The sequence below is a fragment of the Rathayibacter festucae DSM 15932 genome (assembly GCF_004011135.1).
GTDB classification, from domain to species: Bacteria; Actinomycetota; Actinomycetes; order Actinomycetales; family Microbacteriaceae; genus Rathayibacter; species Rathayibacter festucae.
Genome location: NZ_CP028137.1, coordinates 1453767 through 1468280, shown reverse-complemented (window position 1 = coordinate 1468280; position 14514 = coordinate 1453767). Strand labels below are relative to the sequence as shown.

Genomic DNA, 14514 nt, shown 5'->3' with positions numbered 1-14514 from the left:
GACAAGATGTGCTGTTCCGGACCCCGGTGAACAGCAGATCCTGGCGAATGGCGCACGGATTCGCTACGCGGTGACGGCCCGGGCGGCTCGGGTGCGCGTCCGCAGCCGGTAGAGGCTGGTGGTCGCGGCGATGAAGAGGTCGGTGCCGTCGGGCCCGCCGAAGCAGACGTTCGCCACGACCTCCGGCACGGGCACGAACAGGAGCTCGGCGCCGTCCGGGGCGAAGACGTGGACGCCGTCGCCGGCCGAGGACCACACCCGGCCGCGTTCGTCGACAGCGATCCCGTCGGGCAGGCCGTGTTCGATCACCGCGAAGAGGCGGCCGTCGCGGGCGCCGATCCCCCGGTCGACGACGTCGTAGGCGCGGATCCAGTGGCCGGGGCCGTCCTCGAGGCCGCGCGCGCTGTCGGTCACGTAGACCGTCGCGCCGTCCGGGGAGAAGGCGATGCCGTTCGGCTGCACGATGTCGGTGACGACCGGCGCGAGGCCGTCCTCGGCACTCCAGCGGAAGACCCAGCGCGCTCCGTACTCGCGCTCGCCCGGGTGCCCCTCGGCCGGCTGCCGGATGCCGTAGTCCGGATCGGTGAACCAGTAGGAGCCGTCGGGCGCGACCGCGACGTCGTTGGGCGAGTTCAGCCGGCCGCCGTTCCAGCTCGAGACGAGCTCCTCGACCGTGCCGTCCGGCCGCTCGCGCTCCAGTCGGCGCAGCCCGTGCGAGCACTGGACCACGCTCCCGTCCGCGTCCAGCAGCCGGCCGTTGGTGAACTCGACACCCTCGCGGTGCACCGAGGTCTCCCCGGTCGCGCTGTCCCACTGCAGGATCCGGTCGTTCGGGATGTCGCTCCAGCGCAGGCGCCCCTCGGCCGGCATCCAGAGCGGCCCCTCGCTCCAGACGGCGCCCGTCCACAGCCGCTCGAGTCCGCCGTCGCCCTGCAGGAGCGCCTCGGCGTCCGTTCGTCTCTCGTCCGTCCGTCTCTCGTCCGTTCGTCCCTCGTCCGCTGTCTCGTCGCTCATCGGCTCCCGCCCGTCCTCTCGTCGTGGTCCTCGCGGAGGGCCGCCCGGACGGCGCCCTCCAGCCTTCCCGTGTCCCCGAAATCCCTGCCGCGCTCCGCCACGACGGTCCGGAGGACCTCGTCGCTCCCGGCGCCCGCGGCGCGCAGCTCCATCACCCGATCGAGCACCCGGCGCAGATGAGCGTCGTAGCCGTCGATCAGCTCCGGACCTCCCGTCGGGCCGTGGCTCGGGACGATGATCGCGGGCGCCATGGAGCGCAGCCGCTCGAGGCTCCGCAGCCACGGTCCGATCCGCGAGTGCGGGCTCGCGAACGCCGGAGCACCCGCCATCGCGAGGTCGCCGGCGAACAGCACCCGGTCCTCCCGCACGAGGGCGACCGTGTCGCCCTCGGTGTGGTTCGTCCCCATGGCGGTGATCAGCACCGCGACTCCGCCGAGGTCCAGCTCGATCGCGTCGTCGAAGACGATGTCGGCGGGCCGGAACACCGCCCCCTCGAGCAGGCGCCGATAGTGCGGGGACGCCGCTCGGAAGTCGTCGGCCACCGCCGGGGCGGTCGTCTCGAGCTCGCGCACCTGGCTGCGCGCGCGCAGCAGCACGACGTCGGGAGGGAAGGCGCCGGCACCGAGATCGTGCTCGGGATGGGTGTGGGTGGTGAGCAGCAGCAGCGGGCGCTCCCCCGCGACGGACCGCGCGGCGGCGAGGACCCTCGCGCCGTTCTCCGCGCCCATCCCGGTGTCGACGACCAGGGCCCTGCGCTCGCCGACGACGATGCCGACGTTCGGGACACGGGCCCGCGAGCCGTCGGGGACGAGGTGCACGTGCTCGGAGAGCCGGTGCAGCGTCTCCGGCCGGATCAGCGGGTCGGGCAGCTCGGTCGTGTCGGGCCCGGTCATGCCGGGATCACCGCCGTCGACTCGCGCACGACCAGCTCGCATTCGTGCGGCAGGACCCCGCGCCGTTGCTCGCCGCCGAGCATCGCCAGGACAGACTCGGCGGCGAGGCGCCCGAGCTCGTCGAGCCGCGGATCGACCGTCGTCAGCGGCGGACGGGAGGCCAGCGCCATCACGTCCCAGTTGTCGAAGCCGACGACCGAGACGTCCTCGGGCACCCGCACGCCGTCCTCCTGGAGCTGCTCGACCACGCCGCGCGCGATCTGGTCGCTCCCGCAGAAGACGGCGTCGTAGGGCCGCCCGTCGCGGATGAGGATGCTGGCGGCCTGCCGCCCCCAAGCCTCACTCCAGCTGCCCCACATCGCGGTGACGTCCTCGGCAGCGACCCCGGCCGCGGCGAGCTCGTCGAGCATGCCGGCGTAGCGCAGCCGAGCGGCCAGGTGCTTCTGCGGTCCGGAGATGTAGGCGATGCGGCGACGGCCGAGGGCGAGGAGGTGCGAGACGGCGAGCCGTCCGCCGTGCTCGTCGTCGATGACGATCGACAGGTCGTCGGGCTGCTGCGACCGGGCCAGGACGTAGCAGACCGGGACCCGGGTCGAGATGGCGATCGGCGGCCGGGTCTCGGCGCGCCGGCCGGTGACGATCACGGCGTCCACCCGCCGGGCCAGGAAGGTCTGCAGGTGGTGGTTCTCGCGGATCGGATCGCCGCGGCCGTCCGCGAGCAGCACCGAGATCTGCCCCGCGCTCAGAGCGTCCTCGACACCGAGCATGAGCGGGATCGCGAAGCGGCTGAAGCTGTCCGTGGTCAGCAGGCCGATCGTGTACGCGCGGGTGGTGCGCACCTCGCGGCGAGCGACGCCCGGGTCGTAGCCCAGCCGACGGGCGACGCCCTCGATGTGCTCGCGCGTCTCGCCCCGCATCCGGCCGGTTCCGCTCAGCGCCTTCGACACCGTGCTCAGCGAGACGCCCGCCTCGCTCGCGATCCGCGCCAGCGTGATCCGCTGTCCATCCATTACGCACCTCCTTTGCGCAGTCAGTTTTCCCACTGTTCACCGGCACCGCAAGGCCGATTTGAGAAAGATTGGGAAAGTTTTGCTTTGTGCGCACTCCGACTCCGACACTGGGTGAGGCCCACGGCCCTGTCATCTCGAAGAGGAGAAATCATGAACAGACCGACGCGATTCACGGTCGGCGGCGCGACCGTCCTGGCCGCGACCCTGGCGCTCTCCGCCTGCGGAGCGGCGAGCGGCAGCACCGGCTCCGGCGAGGCGAGCGAGCTCACGATGTGGGCGCGCTCCTCCACCCAGGACTACACGGAGGCGCTCGTCGACGCCTACAACGAGTCGCACGACACGCAGATCGAGTTGACGATCGTCGCCTCGGAGAGCTTCCAGCAGAAGGTCGGCGCGGCGGCCGGAGCAGGCTCGCTCCCCGACATCCTCGCGTCCGACGTCGTCTACGCCCCCAACTACGCCAAGCAGTCGGTCTACCTCGACATCACCGACCGCATCGCCGAGCTCCCCTACGCGGACGATCTCGTCAAGGCGCACGTCGACGCCTCGACCTTCGACGGCGAGAGCTACGCCGTCCCGCACAAGGTCGACTCGAGCTTCATCTTCTACAACAAGGACCTCTTCGCGAAGGCGGGACTGGACCCGGAGAACCCGCCGACCACCTACGACGGCATCTACGACGCCGCGAAGGCGATCACCGCCCTGGGTGACGACACCTACGGCGCGTACTTCCCCGGCAGCTGCGCCGGCTGCAACGCCTACACCTCCTTCGGAGTGGCGAAGGCCGCGGACGAAGTGCCCTTCAGCGACGACGGCGCCACTGCCGACATCGACAGCGACGCGCTCGCCGACTGGTTCGGCCTCTACCAGCGCCTCTACGCCGACGGCCTCGTCGCTCCCGGAGCCTCGACCGGCGACTCCACCACCCAGCAGGAGCCCTTCCTGCAGGGCAAGGCGGGCATCTGGCCGAACGGCTCGTACTCCATCCCGTCCGTCAATGAGACCGTCGACTTCGACTGGGGCTACATGCCGCTCGCCACGGCGGACGGCAGCGGCACCGGCACGTTCGTGGGCGGCGACGTCATCGGCATCTCCGGAACCTCGAAGAACGCCGACGCCTCGTGGGACTTCATCCAGTGGACGCTGGAGGAGGACCAGCAGGTCGACATCGTCGCGAAGTCGGGCAACCTGCCTGTCCGCGTCGACCTCGCCGAGAACGAGTACACCGCCGCGGACCCGCGACTGGTCGCCATCACCGCCGGTCTGGCGAACGGCTACACCCCGTCGACCCTGGCCTACGGCGAGGCGATCAACTCCCCGAACGGTCCGTGGCTGACCGCCATGCGCGGTGTCGTCTTCAACGGCGAGTCCGGCGCGCTGGCGGACGGCCAGTCGGCGATCCAGTCCCTGCTGGACGGGGCCTACTGATCGTGGCCACCACCACTCTTCCCGCGGGGGCGGGGGCGGCGCCTGCGCTCCGTCCCCGCGGGCGGACCGCCGCCTCGCGCGAGCAGCTCGCCGGCTGGGCGTTCATCGCCCCGACGGCGGCGACGATCCTCGTCCTCTTCGTCCTGCCCCTGGGCATCGTCGTGTTCATGTCGCTGAGCGACTGGCCGCTGCTGGGGTCGCCCACGGTGATCGGCATCGGGAACTACATCGACATCTTCACCGACCCGGGCTACATCGGCGCCATCCTCTTCACGCTCGGCTACACCGCCCTGGCGACCGCCTCGATCTTCGTGCTCGCCCTGGTGCTCGCGGCGTTCCTCAACTCCACCCGGCGCGGAGCGAAGTTCTACCGAATCGCGATCTTCGCGCCCTACGTCGTCGGACTCTCGACGGCGAGCCTGATGTGGGTCGTGAACTACAACGACCAGGTCGGGATCTTCGCGCAGGCACTCCGCTGGCTCGGGATCGTCGACGGTCCGGTCGGCTTCTTCGACACCCCGCTCAGCGCCACCCTCGCGGTGACCTTCATGATCGTCTGGAAGTTCGTCGGCTTCCAGGTGGTGATCCTCCTGGTCGCGCTGCAGTCCATCCCGTCCAGCGTCAACGAGGCCGCCCTGATGGACGGCGCCAACGCGTGGCAGCGGTTCCTGTTCGTCACCCTGCCGTTCCTGCGGCCGACTCTCGCGCTCCTGCTCGTGCTGTCGGTCACCGGCTCGCTGCTGGCCTTCGACCAGTTCACCGTCATGACGCAGGGCGGACCCGACAACTCGACCGTGACGATGGTGATGTCGATCTACAACACCGCCTTCACCTCGTTCGACCTCGGCAAGGCCGCCGCCCTGTCGATCATCATGCTCATCGCCCTCGTGGTGATCAACGGCGTGCAGCTGCGCCTGGTGAAGGGATCCGAGAAATGAGCACCACCGCCGTCCGACCTCCCGCGACGACTCCTCCGGAGCCCTCCCTGCACGCGAAGCCGCCCCGGCGCCGGGAGGGCTGGCGCTCGAGGGTGCGGGGCGTCCCGTTCCACGTCACCGGCATCGTCCTGGCGTTCCTCTTCCTCTTCCCCCTGCTCTGGTCGGTGCTCAACTCGTTCAAGACCCCGGGCGAGGCGAGCGCCGCGCCGCCCACGCTCTGGCCGCAGGAGTGGAGCACCGCGAACTACGACGAGCTCGTGCAGAACGGTGAGGGGCTCGGCCAGTACGTCGGCAACTCGCTGATCGTGGCGACGGTCTCGGTCGTCCTCACCATGGTGATCGCGACGCTGGGCGGCTACGGCTTCGCCCGCTTCCGGTTCCGCGGCAAGAACCTCGTCTTCCTCGCGGTGATCGCGGTGCTGATGGTGCCGCACGCCACGCTCGTGCTCCCGCTCTACTTCATGTTCGCCCGGGCCGGCATGCAGGACAGCCTCGTCGCGGTGGGCCTCGTGCTCACGGTGTTCCAGCTGCCCTTCAGCATCTTCCTGATGCGCAACAGCTTCGAGGCGATCCCGGTGGAGTTGGAGGAGGCCGCGCGGGTCGACGGCGCCTCCTCGATCGCCGTCTTCCTCCGCGTCTCGCTGCCGCTGGTGCTGCCGGGGGTGGTGACGGTCGCCCTCTTCGCCTTCCTGGTGTCCTGGAACGAGTTCTTCATCCCGCTCCTGCTGCTGAACGACGGCTCGACGTTCACCCTCTCGGTGATGCTCGTCAACATCCGCACCGGCGCCTACGGATCGATCGACTGGGGGCTGCTGCAGGCCGGCACCACCGTCGCGATCCTGCCCTGCCTGGTCCTCTACCTGCTGCTGCAGCGCTTCTACATCGGTGGTCTCACCGAGGGCGCCCTGCGCGGCTGACCTCTTCCACGCCCTTTCACGAACTGAGGAAACACCTGTGACGATTCACGCCTCCTTCGACGCGCTCCCCCTCGGGTCGGTGCGTCCCGCCGGCTGGCTGCGCCGCCAGCTCCGGATCCAGGCCGACGGTCTCTCCGGACACATCGAGGAGATCTGGAAGGACCTCGGTCCCGACTCCGGCTGGCTGGGTGGGCCCGGCGAGAGCTGGGAGCGCGGCCCCTACTACCTCGACGGCCTCGTGCCGCTCGCGCACCTGCTCGACGACGACGCCCTGATCGAGCGCACGCAGAAGTGGATCGAGTGGATGCTCGCCAGCCAGCGGCCGGACGGGCAGTTCGGCCCGGCCGGCAACGACGACTGGTGGCCGCGGATGGTCGCGGCCAAGGTGCTGCAGCAGCACGCGGAGGTCACCGGCGATGCCCGCGTGCTCCCCTTCCTCGAGCGCTACTTCGAGCACCAGCTGCGCGAGCTGCCGACCCGGCCGCTGCACGACTGGGCCGCCGCGCGCGCCGCCGAGAACGTCCTCGCCCTGGCCTGGGTGCAGGAGCGCGCCCCGCGGGACGAGTGGACGCGCCTGGCCGAGTTGCTCTTCGGCCAGGGACCCGACTGGGACGACGCCTTCTCGGACGGCCTGATCACCGGACGCGCGATGTACTTCGACCACCGCACGCACGGGCCGAACGTCGCGATGGCGCTGAAGAACCCGGCGGTCCGCGCCCTCATGCTCGGCGGCGACGCCCACGAGGCGACCCAGCGCGCGCTGGCGAACCTGGACCGCTGGCACGGGCAGGTGCACGGGCTCTTCTCCGGGGACGAGTGGCTCGCCGGCCGCGAGGCCAACCGCGGCGTGGAGACCTGCCAGATCGTCGAGTACATGTTCACAATGGCGATCGCCGCCCGGGTCACCGGCCGCTCGGAGTACTCCGACCTCCTCGAGGGAGCCGCCTACAACCTGCTGCCCGCCTCGTCGGACCCGCGGATGGTCGCGCACCAGTACCACCAGCAGGCGAACCAGATCGAGGCGTCGACCGCCGACCGGGACTGGTCCTACAGCACCAACGGGGCCAACGTCTTCGGGTTCGAGCCGCACTTCGGCTGCTGCACGGCGAACTACCACCAGGGCTGGCCGAAGTTCGTCGCGGCGCTGTGGCTGCGCCGAGACGACGCACTGGCCGTCACCGCCTACGGGCCGAGCGAGGTGCGCGCGAGCATCGGCGGCGGCGAGCTGCGGATCGAGGAGATCACGGACTACCCCTTCACCGAGACGGTCACCTTCCGCGTGGTGTCGTCCACGACGACGGAGCCGATCAAGCTCCTGCTGCGCGTCCCGGGCTGGGCGACCTCGTTCGACCTCGCGGTCGCCGGCGAGGCTCTCGATGCGAGCCCCGACGACGACGGCTACGTCACCGTCGATCGTCTCTGGACCGAGGGCGACGAGGTCGTCCTGCACCTCCCGATGAGCCCGCGCCGCATCCGCCGCGAGCGCCAGGCCGTGGGAGTGCGGGTCGGGCCGCTGGTCATGGTCGCGACGCCCGACGAGTACTGGCGTCCGGTGCCGGAGGCTCGGGGCATGGGCGAGTGGGAGGTCTTCCCGCAGCGCTCCTGGAACCAGGCGCTCTACCCGGACGCCCCGGTCCCGCTCGAGGAGTGGGACGTGCGCCGGTCTCCGGTCGGCGACGTGCCCTTCGACCGCGCGGATCCGCCCGTCCGCGTGCACGCGGTCGGCATCCGCGACCTCGCCGAGTGGACCCGCGACGGGGCGAGCGCGAGCCACCCGGTCGACGGTCCTGCGCCGGCGCGCTGGATCAACACCATCGACCTCGTGCCCTACGGCACCGCGCGGCTGCGGATCGCCGAGTTCCCGACCGTGCGGCCGGTGATCGGGGCCAAGGTGCCGCCGGACTTCACCGGCTGATGCAGCACTGCACGAGCCACCACCCGACCCCGTCGGCGGACGTCGCCGACGACGAGAGGACCCTCATGACGATCCCCCTGGCCGTGACCACCGGAGACCCGGCCGGCGTCGGCCCCGAGCTCATCGTGCGGCTGCTCGACGAGCTGCGGGGCTCGGCCGCCGACCCGCTCGTCGTCGTCTCCTCCCGCGAGGAGCTGGCGGAGGGGCTGGAGCGGAGCGGCCTCGCGGTCGCTCTCGACGGGATCCTGGAGCCCGGTCGCGTTCGCCTGGTCGAGCCGGCCGGCTCCTGGCCGTCCGCTCGCGGTGCCGTGAGTGCCGCGAGCGGACGGTGGGCGCTCGCCTGCCTCGAGCGCGGACTCGAGCTGCACGCGGCGGGCGAGATCGGCGGGCTGGTCTTCGGCCCGCTGAACAAGACGTCGCTGCACGAGGCGGGGATGACGGAGCCGGACGAGATGCGCTGGTTCGAGAACCGCCTCACGGGCTCGCACACGGCCTCGGAGGTGAACGTCACCACGTCGTTCTGGACCTCGCGGGTGACCTCCCACGTCGCCCTCCGCGAAGTCGCGGACCTCGTCACGAGCGACCGCGTCCTCGAGTCGATCGTGCTCCTGCACGATCTACTGGTCGGCGCGGGCACTCCGGCCCCGCGGATCGCCGTCTGCGCGCTCAACCCGCACGCCGGCGAGCACGGCCTCTTCGGCGACGAGGAGATCACTCGGATCCGCCCGGGAGTCGAGCGCGCGGTCGCCTCCGGGCTCGATGCGGCGGGGCCGTTCCCCTGCGACACCCTGTTCCGGAGGGGCTTCGACGGCTCCTTCGACGGGATCGTCACGATGTACCACGACCAGGGCCAGATCGCGCTGAAGACCCGGGCCTTCAACGGCGGGGTGACGCTGGAGGCCGGGCTCGACCTGCCGATCTGCACGCCGGCCCACGGCACCGCCTTCGACATCGTCGGCACCGGAGCGGCGACGCTCGACTCGACCCGCAACGCCTACCGGCTCGCGCGGCGCCTCGCCTCGGCCGGCGTCTCCGCTCACTGAGTCGCGGCGGCCTCGACGGTCAGCCCGCGGAGCACCGCGGCGATCGTCACGCGCTGGGTGAGCGCCGCGTCGGCGTCCACGGGCCACTGGCTCACGGTGCCGACGTGCGCCGCGACGACGGCCTTCGCCAGGACGGACGGCTCGACGATCGGGACGCGGCCGTGCACGGCGGCGAGAGCGACGAACCGCTCCCCCAGCTCGCGGGGGACGCGGCCGTCGTCGATCAGCATCAGCGCGGCGAAGGCGGGGTCGGCGGCGGCCCGCGCCAGCAGCACCGACCGCAGGGAGAACCACTCGCGGCTGGTGGGCAGCGCATCGAGGAGGGCGCGCACGGCGTCGTCGAGCGTCTCCTCGCGGCCGTCCTCCTGCACCCGGGCTTCGAGGGCGAGGTGGAGCCGCCCCCACACTCGCGCCGCCTGCTCCTCGTGCAGGGCGAGATAGAGCTGGTCGACGCCGGCGAAGTTGGAGTAGAAGGCGCCGCGGGTGAAGCCGGCCTGCGCGCAGATGTCCTCGACGCGCTGGCCGATGGTGCCGCTGCTCTCGAAGAGGGTGGCGGCCGCCGCGAGGAGGCGTCGTCGCGTCTCGCTCCGACGCCGGACCGGGGTGGGCTCGCCGTTGTTCACAGAGTCAGCCTAGGCGCGACCTTGCTCGGCGCGCACTTTTTCAGTACGTTCTGTATTCGATGCGAAGCGTATTGAGTTCAGAACCGAAACCGACGAACGAAGCGACGGGACGGGGTCGACGGAGGACGCCGTGGCCGTCCTTGGCGGCCGTCGGCCTCGTCGGTGCGGTGCTCGCCTGGCTGAACCAGGTGCCGTGGTGGGGCTGGCTCGTCGTCGCTGCGGCTCTGGCAGTGGTGGCGTTCGCCGCGAGGACCTGGCGTCCCCGGCGCTGGTTCGTTCGAGGAGCGGCCTGGATCGCGGCTGCGACAGTCGTCGGAGCGGCGGCGCTCGCGGCGGGGCCGCCCGCGGCGACCCGGACCCTCGACGGTCCGCGCACCGACCCGGTGGCCACCCGGCAGGGCGATGTCGTCGGGGTCCGGAACTCCTCGGCCGGCGTCGACGCGTTCGCCGGCATCCCCTACGCCGCTCCGCCGGTCGGGGCGCTGCGCTGGGCGGCGCCGAGCCCGGCCCCGCAGCGGTCGACCGTCCTCGTCGCCGACGACTTCGGACCCTCGGCCGTCCAGCCCGAGCCGTCGTTCGTCTCCCGGGCCGCCACCCGCGTGCTCGACCTGCCGCTGGAGGAGACGCTGCTCGGCGGCTACGACACGGACGAGGACAGCCTGCACCTGAACATCTGGCGGCCGTCCGCCGCGGCCGCCGAGCCCCGCCCCGTGCTCGTCTACCTGCACGGCGGCGGATTCGTGGCCGGCTCCGGCGCTCTGCCCGCCTACGACGGCACCGCGCTCGCGTCGCGCGGCGGCACCGTGGTCGTCACACTCAACTACCGGCTCGGGGTCTTCGGCTTCCTCGCTGAGGACGCCCTCGGCGGCAGCACCCCGGGCAACCAGGGCCTGCTCGACCAGGTCGCCGCGCTGCACTGGCTGCAGGACAACATCGCCGCCTTCGGCGGAGACCCGGACCGGGTGACCGTCGCCGGTCAGTCGGCCGGCTCGGGCAGCGCCTGCCTCCTCGGCGCCTCGCCGCTGGCGGCCGGACTCCTGCACGGGATCATCGGCGAGAGCGGCGGCTGCCTGGGAACGGCGGGCGATCGCGACCAGGGCGACCTCTACGACACCGCCGCCGTGGCGCGCGAGGCGGCGGTCGGCCTGAGCGAGGCCCTCGGCGGGGCGAGCCTGGCGGAGATGCGGGCGATGCCGGCCGCGCGCATCGCCGAGGCCGCGAAGAGCCTCTCGACGCACTGGTGGCCGACCGTCGACGGCGTGGTCCTCGTGGACACCCCGAGCGCCGTCTACGCGGCCGGGCGGCAGAACGACGTCCCCCTCCTCCTCGGCAGCAACTCCGACGAGACGTCACTCGACCTGATCAGCGGCGTCGACTCGGACCCCGAGACCTTGGCCCGGGAGGCGCGGGAGGACTACGGCCAGGATGCGGACCGCTTCCTCGAGCTGTACCCGGGCGGCGACGCGGACCAGGTCACGGAGTCGCGCCTGCGGGCCGGCACCGACGAGTCGATGACCGCGCCGATGCGCCGGTGGGCGCTCGCGGCCGCCGCCTCGGGGTCGGCGCCCGTCCACGTCTACTCCTTCACCCGCACCCCGCCCGGCCGCGGCCTGGAGCGCTTCGGCGCGTACCACGGCGCGGAGGTCATGTACGCGTTCGGCAACCTCGGCGCGGACGGCGACGCCGACTACACGGCCGTCGACCGCCGGCTCGAGAGCGAGATGAGCGGGCGCTGGCTCGCCTTCGTCGCCGGCGACGAGCCGGACACCCCCGGCGGGGAGCGCTGGCCCACGTTCCAAGAGTCTCCCGACAGCGTCCTGGAGTTCGGCGACGTCGTCCGCGTCACCGGCCGCCCCACCCCGGATGCGGTCGACTTCTGGCTGAGCCGAACGAGCTGACCCGGAGCCGTCAGGCCGTCTTCGTGGTCGGCCGGACGTCCGGGTCCTTGCCGAAGCGGCGGACGAAGGTCTGGCGCAGCTCCTCGAGCTGCTCGCGCTCGCGGTCGCTGATCGGATCCGCCTGTCCCGCAGCGATCCGACGCTGCAGACTGTTCGCTCGCCTGATCACCTGAACCATGGGAACCACCTCCGTCTTCCATTTTCCGTCGCCTCGGGCAGCGTGTCCATGCTCCGCGGGGGCGCCGATCACGACGCGCTCGCGACCGCGTCGTCCGCGCTGGCGGAGGACCGCGTTCTCCGGTCGTGGGGTGACGGGTCTCGCTCGTTCGGGGGGTAGGGACGGCGCGAGATGACGGCCGGGACCCGTTGTCGCGGGTCATCGCGAGTGCCAGGGTCGGCACTGGGCGAGTCGTGCAGGCGCCCGGTCGCTCCGTCCGTAGAGGAACCCGCTGATGCGTTTCACTATCCGCCGATCCACTGTCCGCCGATCCGCTGTCCCCCGCAGTCTCGCCGTCGCCGTGCTGGCCGTCGCGCTCATCGTCTCGGGCGCTCCCGCCCAGGCGGCGCCCGCTCCGGCGCAGGCGGCGGCCGCGGCGGCAGCGGCGGCTCCCGTCGTCGGCCCGATCACCGGGGTCGCGTCGAAGCGCTGCCTCGACGTGCCGAACGGGTCGACCGCGAACCGGACGATCGTCGTCCTCTACGACTGCAACAGCGGCGCCAACCAGAAGTGGACGATCGCCACGACCGGCGAGATCACCGTGTACGGCGGCGCGAAGTGCCTGGAGGTGCGCAACCGCTCGACGACGGCCGGGGCCGACGTGCAGATCTCGGACTGCGTCGGCGGGGACGGACAGCGCTGGCGGGTCGAGAGCGACGGCACGATCCGCGCTGTCGCCTCGGGCCTCTGCCTGAGCGTGAAGGACCGCAAGACGGCGAACCGCTCGTCCGTGCAGATCGCGGCCTGCGCCGGCGGCGACTGGCAGAAGTGGCGGACCAGCGCGGTCGTCGCGGACACGACGGCCCCGTCCGCGCCGGGGAGCCCGCGGGTGACGAACCTCGCCTGCCGCACGGCGACCTTCTCCTGGAACGCGTCCACGGACGCCGTCGGAGTGGCGGGCTACGACGTCTATCACGACGGCCAGTTCATGAAGTCCGTCGCCGGGAACGTCCTGTCGACCGGCCTCGACGTGGTGCCGGGCGCGCAGTGGGGCCTCTACGTGAACGCCCGTGACGCCGCCGGCAACGTCTCACAGGCCAGCGCCACCGTCGCGGTGACCATCCCACAGTGCAGCACCGACACGCAGGCGCCGACGAGCCCGACCGGGCTCACCGCGCGGGCGTCCGGCACCGCCGTCACCCTCACCTGGACCGCGAGCACCGACGACGTCGGGGTCCGCAGCTACACCGTCTTCCGCGGCTCCGCGCAGGTCGGCACGGTCGCCGGCAGCGGCACGACGGCGCCGGTCACGACGTTCACCGAGAGCGGCCTCGCGGCGAACACCGCCTACTCCTACACGGTCGCGGCCGTCGACGCCCAGGGCAACACCTCCGCACGCAGCGCCGCCGCCGCGGTGACGACCGGCGGCGCCTGCAGCACCGCGTTCTGCACCGTCACCCAGACCGCCACCGACACCGACATCCCCTGGGGGCTGACCACCGTCCCCGACGGGACCGTGCTCTACTCCCGCCGCGACGCGCAGGACATCATCCGACTCAACCCCACGACGGGCGTGAAGACGAGCCTCGGGACCGTGCCGAACGTGCAGAGCACGGACGGCGAGGGCGGCCTGCTGGGCATCGCGGTGTCGCCGACGTTCGCCACCGACCAGTGGCTGTACGTGATGCACACCTCCCCCACCGACAACCGGGTGATCCGACTCAAGCTCGTCGGCGACCGCTTCGACACGAGCACGGTGCAGGTCCTCGCCTCCGGGATCCTGCGGAACAAGTACCACAACGGCGGGCGCCTGCGCTTCGGCCCGGACGGCAAGCTCTACGTCAGCACCGGCGACGGCCAGAACACCGCCACCGCGCAGAACCTCAACTCCCTCAGCGGCAAGATCCTGCGGATCAACCCCGACGGCTCGATCCCCTCGGACAACCCGTTCGGGAACGCCGTCTGGAGCTACGGGCACCGGAACCCCCAGGGTCTCGCCTTCGACTCGCAGGGCCGTCTGTGGGAGCAGGAGTTCGGCAACAGCGTCATGGACGAGACGAACCTCATCGTCCGCGGCGGCAACTACGGCTGGCCGGCCTGCGAGGGCACCAGCGGCAGCTGCGGCACCGCCGGCTTCCTCGCCCCGAAGGCGACGTACCCGACCTCCGCGGGCTCCTGCTCCGGCCTGACGGTCGTCCGCGACGTCGTCTACATCGCCTGCCTCCGCGGCACCCGCCTCTACCGCGCGCCGATCACCGGCGACGCGCTGGCCACCCCGACCTCGGCTTTCGTCGGCACCTACGGCCGCCTGCGCACCGTCGAGCCCGACGGCCGGGGCGGCCTCTGGATGACGACCTCCAACACCGGCGACAAGGACAGCATCCCGAACAACAGCAGCGAGAAGATCCTCCGCGTGACCCTCGGCGGCTGACCCGCGAGATCGGCCTGCAGACCCGTCTTCTGACGCTGGTGGATCTCGATACGCCCGCTGCGCGGGCTGCTCGATCAACATGCATCCGCGCCGGTGGATGGGCGTGCCCCCATTCATGCTGGTCGAGTAGCCGCCGCAGGCAGCGTATCGAGACCCACCGTCCTCAGCGAGGTGGTCTGCAGACCCGCCTTCCGACGCGGGTGGATCTCGATACGCCCGCTGCGCGGGCTACTCGATCAGCATGGTT

The 14514-nt window shown here is 71.7% G+C and carries 12 protein-coding genes; 7 read left to right on the top strand and 5 right to left on the bottom strand.

Annotated elements, in window-relative coordinates; genetic code table 11:
* Nucleotides 1–63: 63 nt before the first annotated feature.
* From C1I64_RS06765 to C1I64_RS06755, 3 genes are read right to left on the bottom strand one after another with little or no spacing between them, the layout of a single operon-like run.
* Nucleotides 64–1014 carry an SMP-30/gluconolactonase/LRE family protein gene (locus tag C1I64_RS06765; protein WP_127886671.1) on the bottom strand — a complete coding sequence of 317 codons (951 nt, stop codon included), beginning with the start codon at nucleotides 1012–1014 and terminating at the stop codon, nucleotides 64–66.
* Nucleotides 1011–1907, bottom strand: a complete 897-nt coding sequence (locus C1I64_RS06760) for an MBL fold metallo-hydrolase (RefSeq protein ID WP_164874472.1) — start codon at nucleotides 1905–1907, stop codon at nucleotides 1011–1013. Before C1I64_RS06760 ends, C1I64_RS06765 begins: the two co-directional genes overlap by 4 nt.
* The gene (locus C1I64_RS06755; RefSeq protein WP_127886669.1) at nucleotides 1904–2917 is read right to left on the bottom strand and encodes a LacI family DNA-binding transcriptional regulator; all 1014 of its coding nucleotides are present in this window, start codon (nucleotides 2915–2917) and stop codon (nucleotides 1904–1906) included. Before C1I64_RS06755 ends, C1I64_RS06760 begins: the two co-directional genes overlap by 4 nt.
* 150 nt (nucleotides 2918–3067) lie before the next feature.
* On the opposite strand from C1I64_RS06755, the gene C1I64_RS06750 reads away from it, so the two are divergent.
* From C1I64_RS06750 to C1I64_RS06730, 5 genes are all read left to right on the top strand, one after another.
* On the top strand, nucleotides 3068–4345 hold the full coding sequence (locus C1I64_RS06750; RefSeq protein ID WP_127886668.1) for an ABC transporter substrate-binding protein: 1278 nt from the start codon (nucleotides 3068–3070) through the stop codon (nucleotides 4343–4345).
* A 2-nt stretch (nucleotides 4346–4347) separates the two neighbouring features.
* The gene (locus C1I64_RS06745) at nucleotides 4348–5283 is read left to right on the top strand and encodes a carbohydrate ABC transporter permease (RefSeq protein WP_244209415.1); all 936 of its coding nucleotides are present in this window, start codon (nucleotides 4348–4350) and stop codon (nucleotides 5281–5283) included.
* On the top strand, nucleotides 5280–6200 hold the full coding sequence (locus tag C1I64_RS06740) for a carbohydrate ABC transporter permease (RefSeq protein WP_123737057.1): 921 nt from the start codon (nucleotides 5280–5282) through the stop codon (nucleotides 6198–6200). Before C1I64_RS06745 ends, C1I64_RS06740 begins: the two co-directional genes overlap by 4 nt.
* 37 nt (nucleotides 6201–6237) lie before the next feature.
* Nucleotides 6238–8115, top strand: a complete 1878-nt coding sequence (locus C1I64_RS06735) for a beta-L-arabinofuranosidase domain-containing protein (RefSeq protein ID WP_164874471.1) — start codon at nucleotides 6238–6240, stop codon at nucleotides 8113–8115.
* Nucleotides 8116–8180: 65 nt separating this feature from the next.
* Complete coding sequence (locus C1I64_RS06730; RefSeq protein WP_127886666.1) at nucleotides 8181–9158, top strand: PdxA family dehydrogenase; 978 nt, start codon at nucleotides 8181–8183, stop codon at nucleotides 9156–9158.
* Here C1I64_RS06730 and C1I64_RS06725 read toward each other — a convergent pair.
* On the bottom strand, nucleotides 9152–9781 hold the full coding sequence (locus C1I64_RS06725; RefSeq protein ID WP_127886665.1) for a TetR/AcrR family transcriptional regulator: 630 nt from the start codon (nucleotides 9779–9781) through the stop codon (nucleotides 9152–9154). The genes C1I64_RS06730 and C1I64_RS06725 overlap by 7 nt on opposite strands.
* A gap of 140 nt (nucleotides 9782–9921) precedes the next feature.
* Here C1I64_RS06725 and C1I64_RS06720 point away from each other — a divergent pair, with 140 nt between their 5' ends.
* Complete coding sequence (locus tag C1I64_RS06720) at nucleotides 9922–11679, top strand: carboxylesterase/lipase family protein (RefSeq protein ID WP_164874470.1); 1758 nt, start codon at nucleotides 9922–9924, stop codon at nucleotides 11677–11679.
* Between the two features lie 10 nt (nucleotides 11680–11689).
* On the opposite strand, the gene C1I64_RS19995 is transcribed toward C1I64_RS06720, so the two are convergent.
* Nucleotides 11690–11857 carry a hypothetical protein gene (locus tag C1I64_RS19995; protein WP_164874469.1) on the bottom strand — a complete coding sequence of 56 codons (168 nt, stop codon included), beginning with the start codon at nucleotides 11855–11857 and terminating at the stop codon, nucleotides 11690–11692.
* A gap of 274 nt (nucleotides 11858–12131) precedes the next feature.
* Between C1I64_RS19995 and C1I64_RS06715 the strand changes: the two genes are divergently transcribed.
* A complete protein-coding gene (locus tag C1I64_RS06715; protein WP_127886663.1) occupies nucleotides 12132–14267 on the top strand; it encodes a PQQ-dependent sugar dehydrogenase in 2136 nt (711 codons plus the stop codon).
* Nucleotides 14268–14514: the final 247 nt, after the last annotated feature.

What these genes read in the sequence shown, in the direction of transcription:
- C1I64_RS06730 (WP_127886666.1), top strand. Translation starts at nt 8,181, where the DNA reads ATGACGATCCCCCTGGCCGTGACCACCGGAGACCCGGCCGGCGTCGGC.
- C1I64_RS06755 (WP_127886669.1), bottom strand. Translation starts at nt 2,917, where the DNA reads ATGGATGGACAGCGGATCACGCTGGCGCGGATCGCGAGCGAGGCGGGC.
- C1I64_RS19995 (WP_164874469.1), bottom strand. Translation starts at nt 11,857, where the DNA reads ATGGTTCAGGTGATCAGGCGAGCGAACAGTCTGCAGCGTCGGATCGCT.
- C1I64_RS06715 (WP_127886663.1), top strand. Translation starts at nt 12,132, where the DNA reads ATGCGTTTCACTATCCGCCGATCCACTGTCCGCCGATCCGCTGTCCCC.
- C1I64_RS06750 (WP_127886668.1), top strand. Translation starts at nt 3,068, where the DNA reads ATGAACAGACCGACGCGATTCACGGTCGGCGGCGCGACCGTCCTGGCC.
- C1I64_RS06760 (WP_164874472.1), bottom strand. Translation starts at nt 1,907, where the DNA reads ATGACCGGGCCCGACACGACCGAGCTGCCCGACCCGCTGATCCGGCCG.
- C1I64_RS06740 (WP_123737057.1), top strand. Translation starts at nt 5,280, where the DNA reads ATGAGCACCACCGCCGTCCGACCTCCCGCGACGACTCCTCCGGAGCCC.
- C1I64_RS06765 (WP_127886671.1), bottom strand. Translation starts at nt 1,014, where the DNA reads ATGAGCGACGAGACAGCGGACGAGGGACGAACGGACGAGAGACGGACG.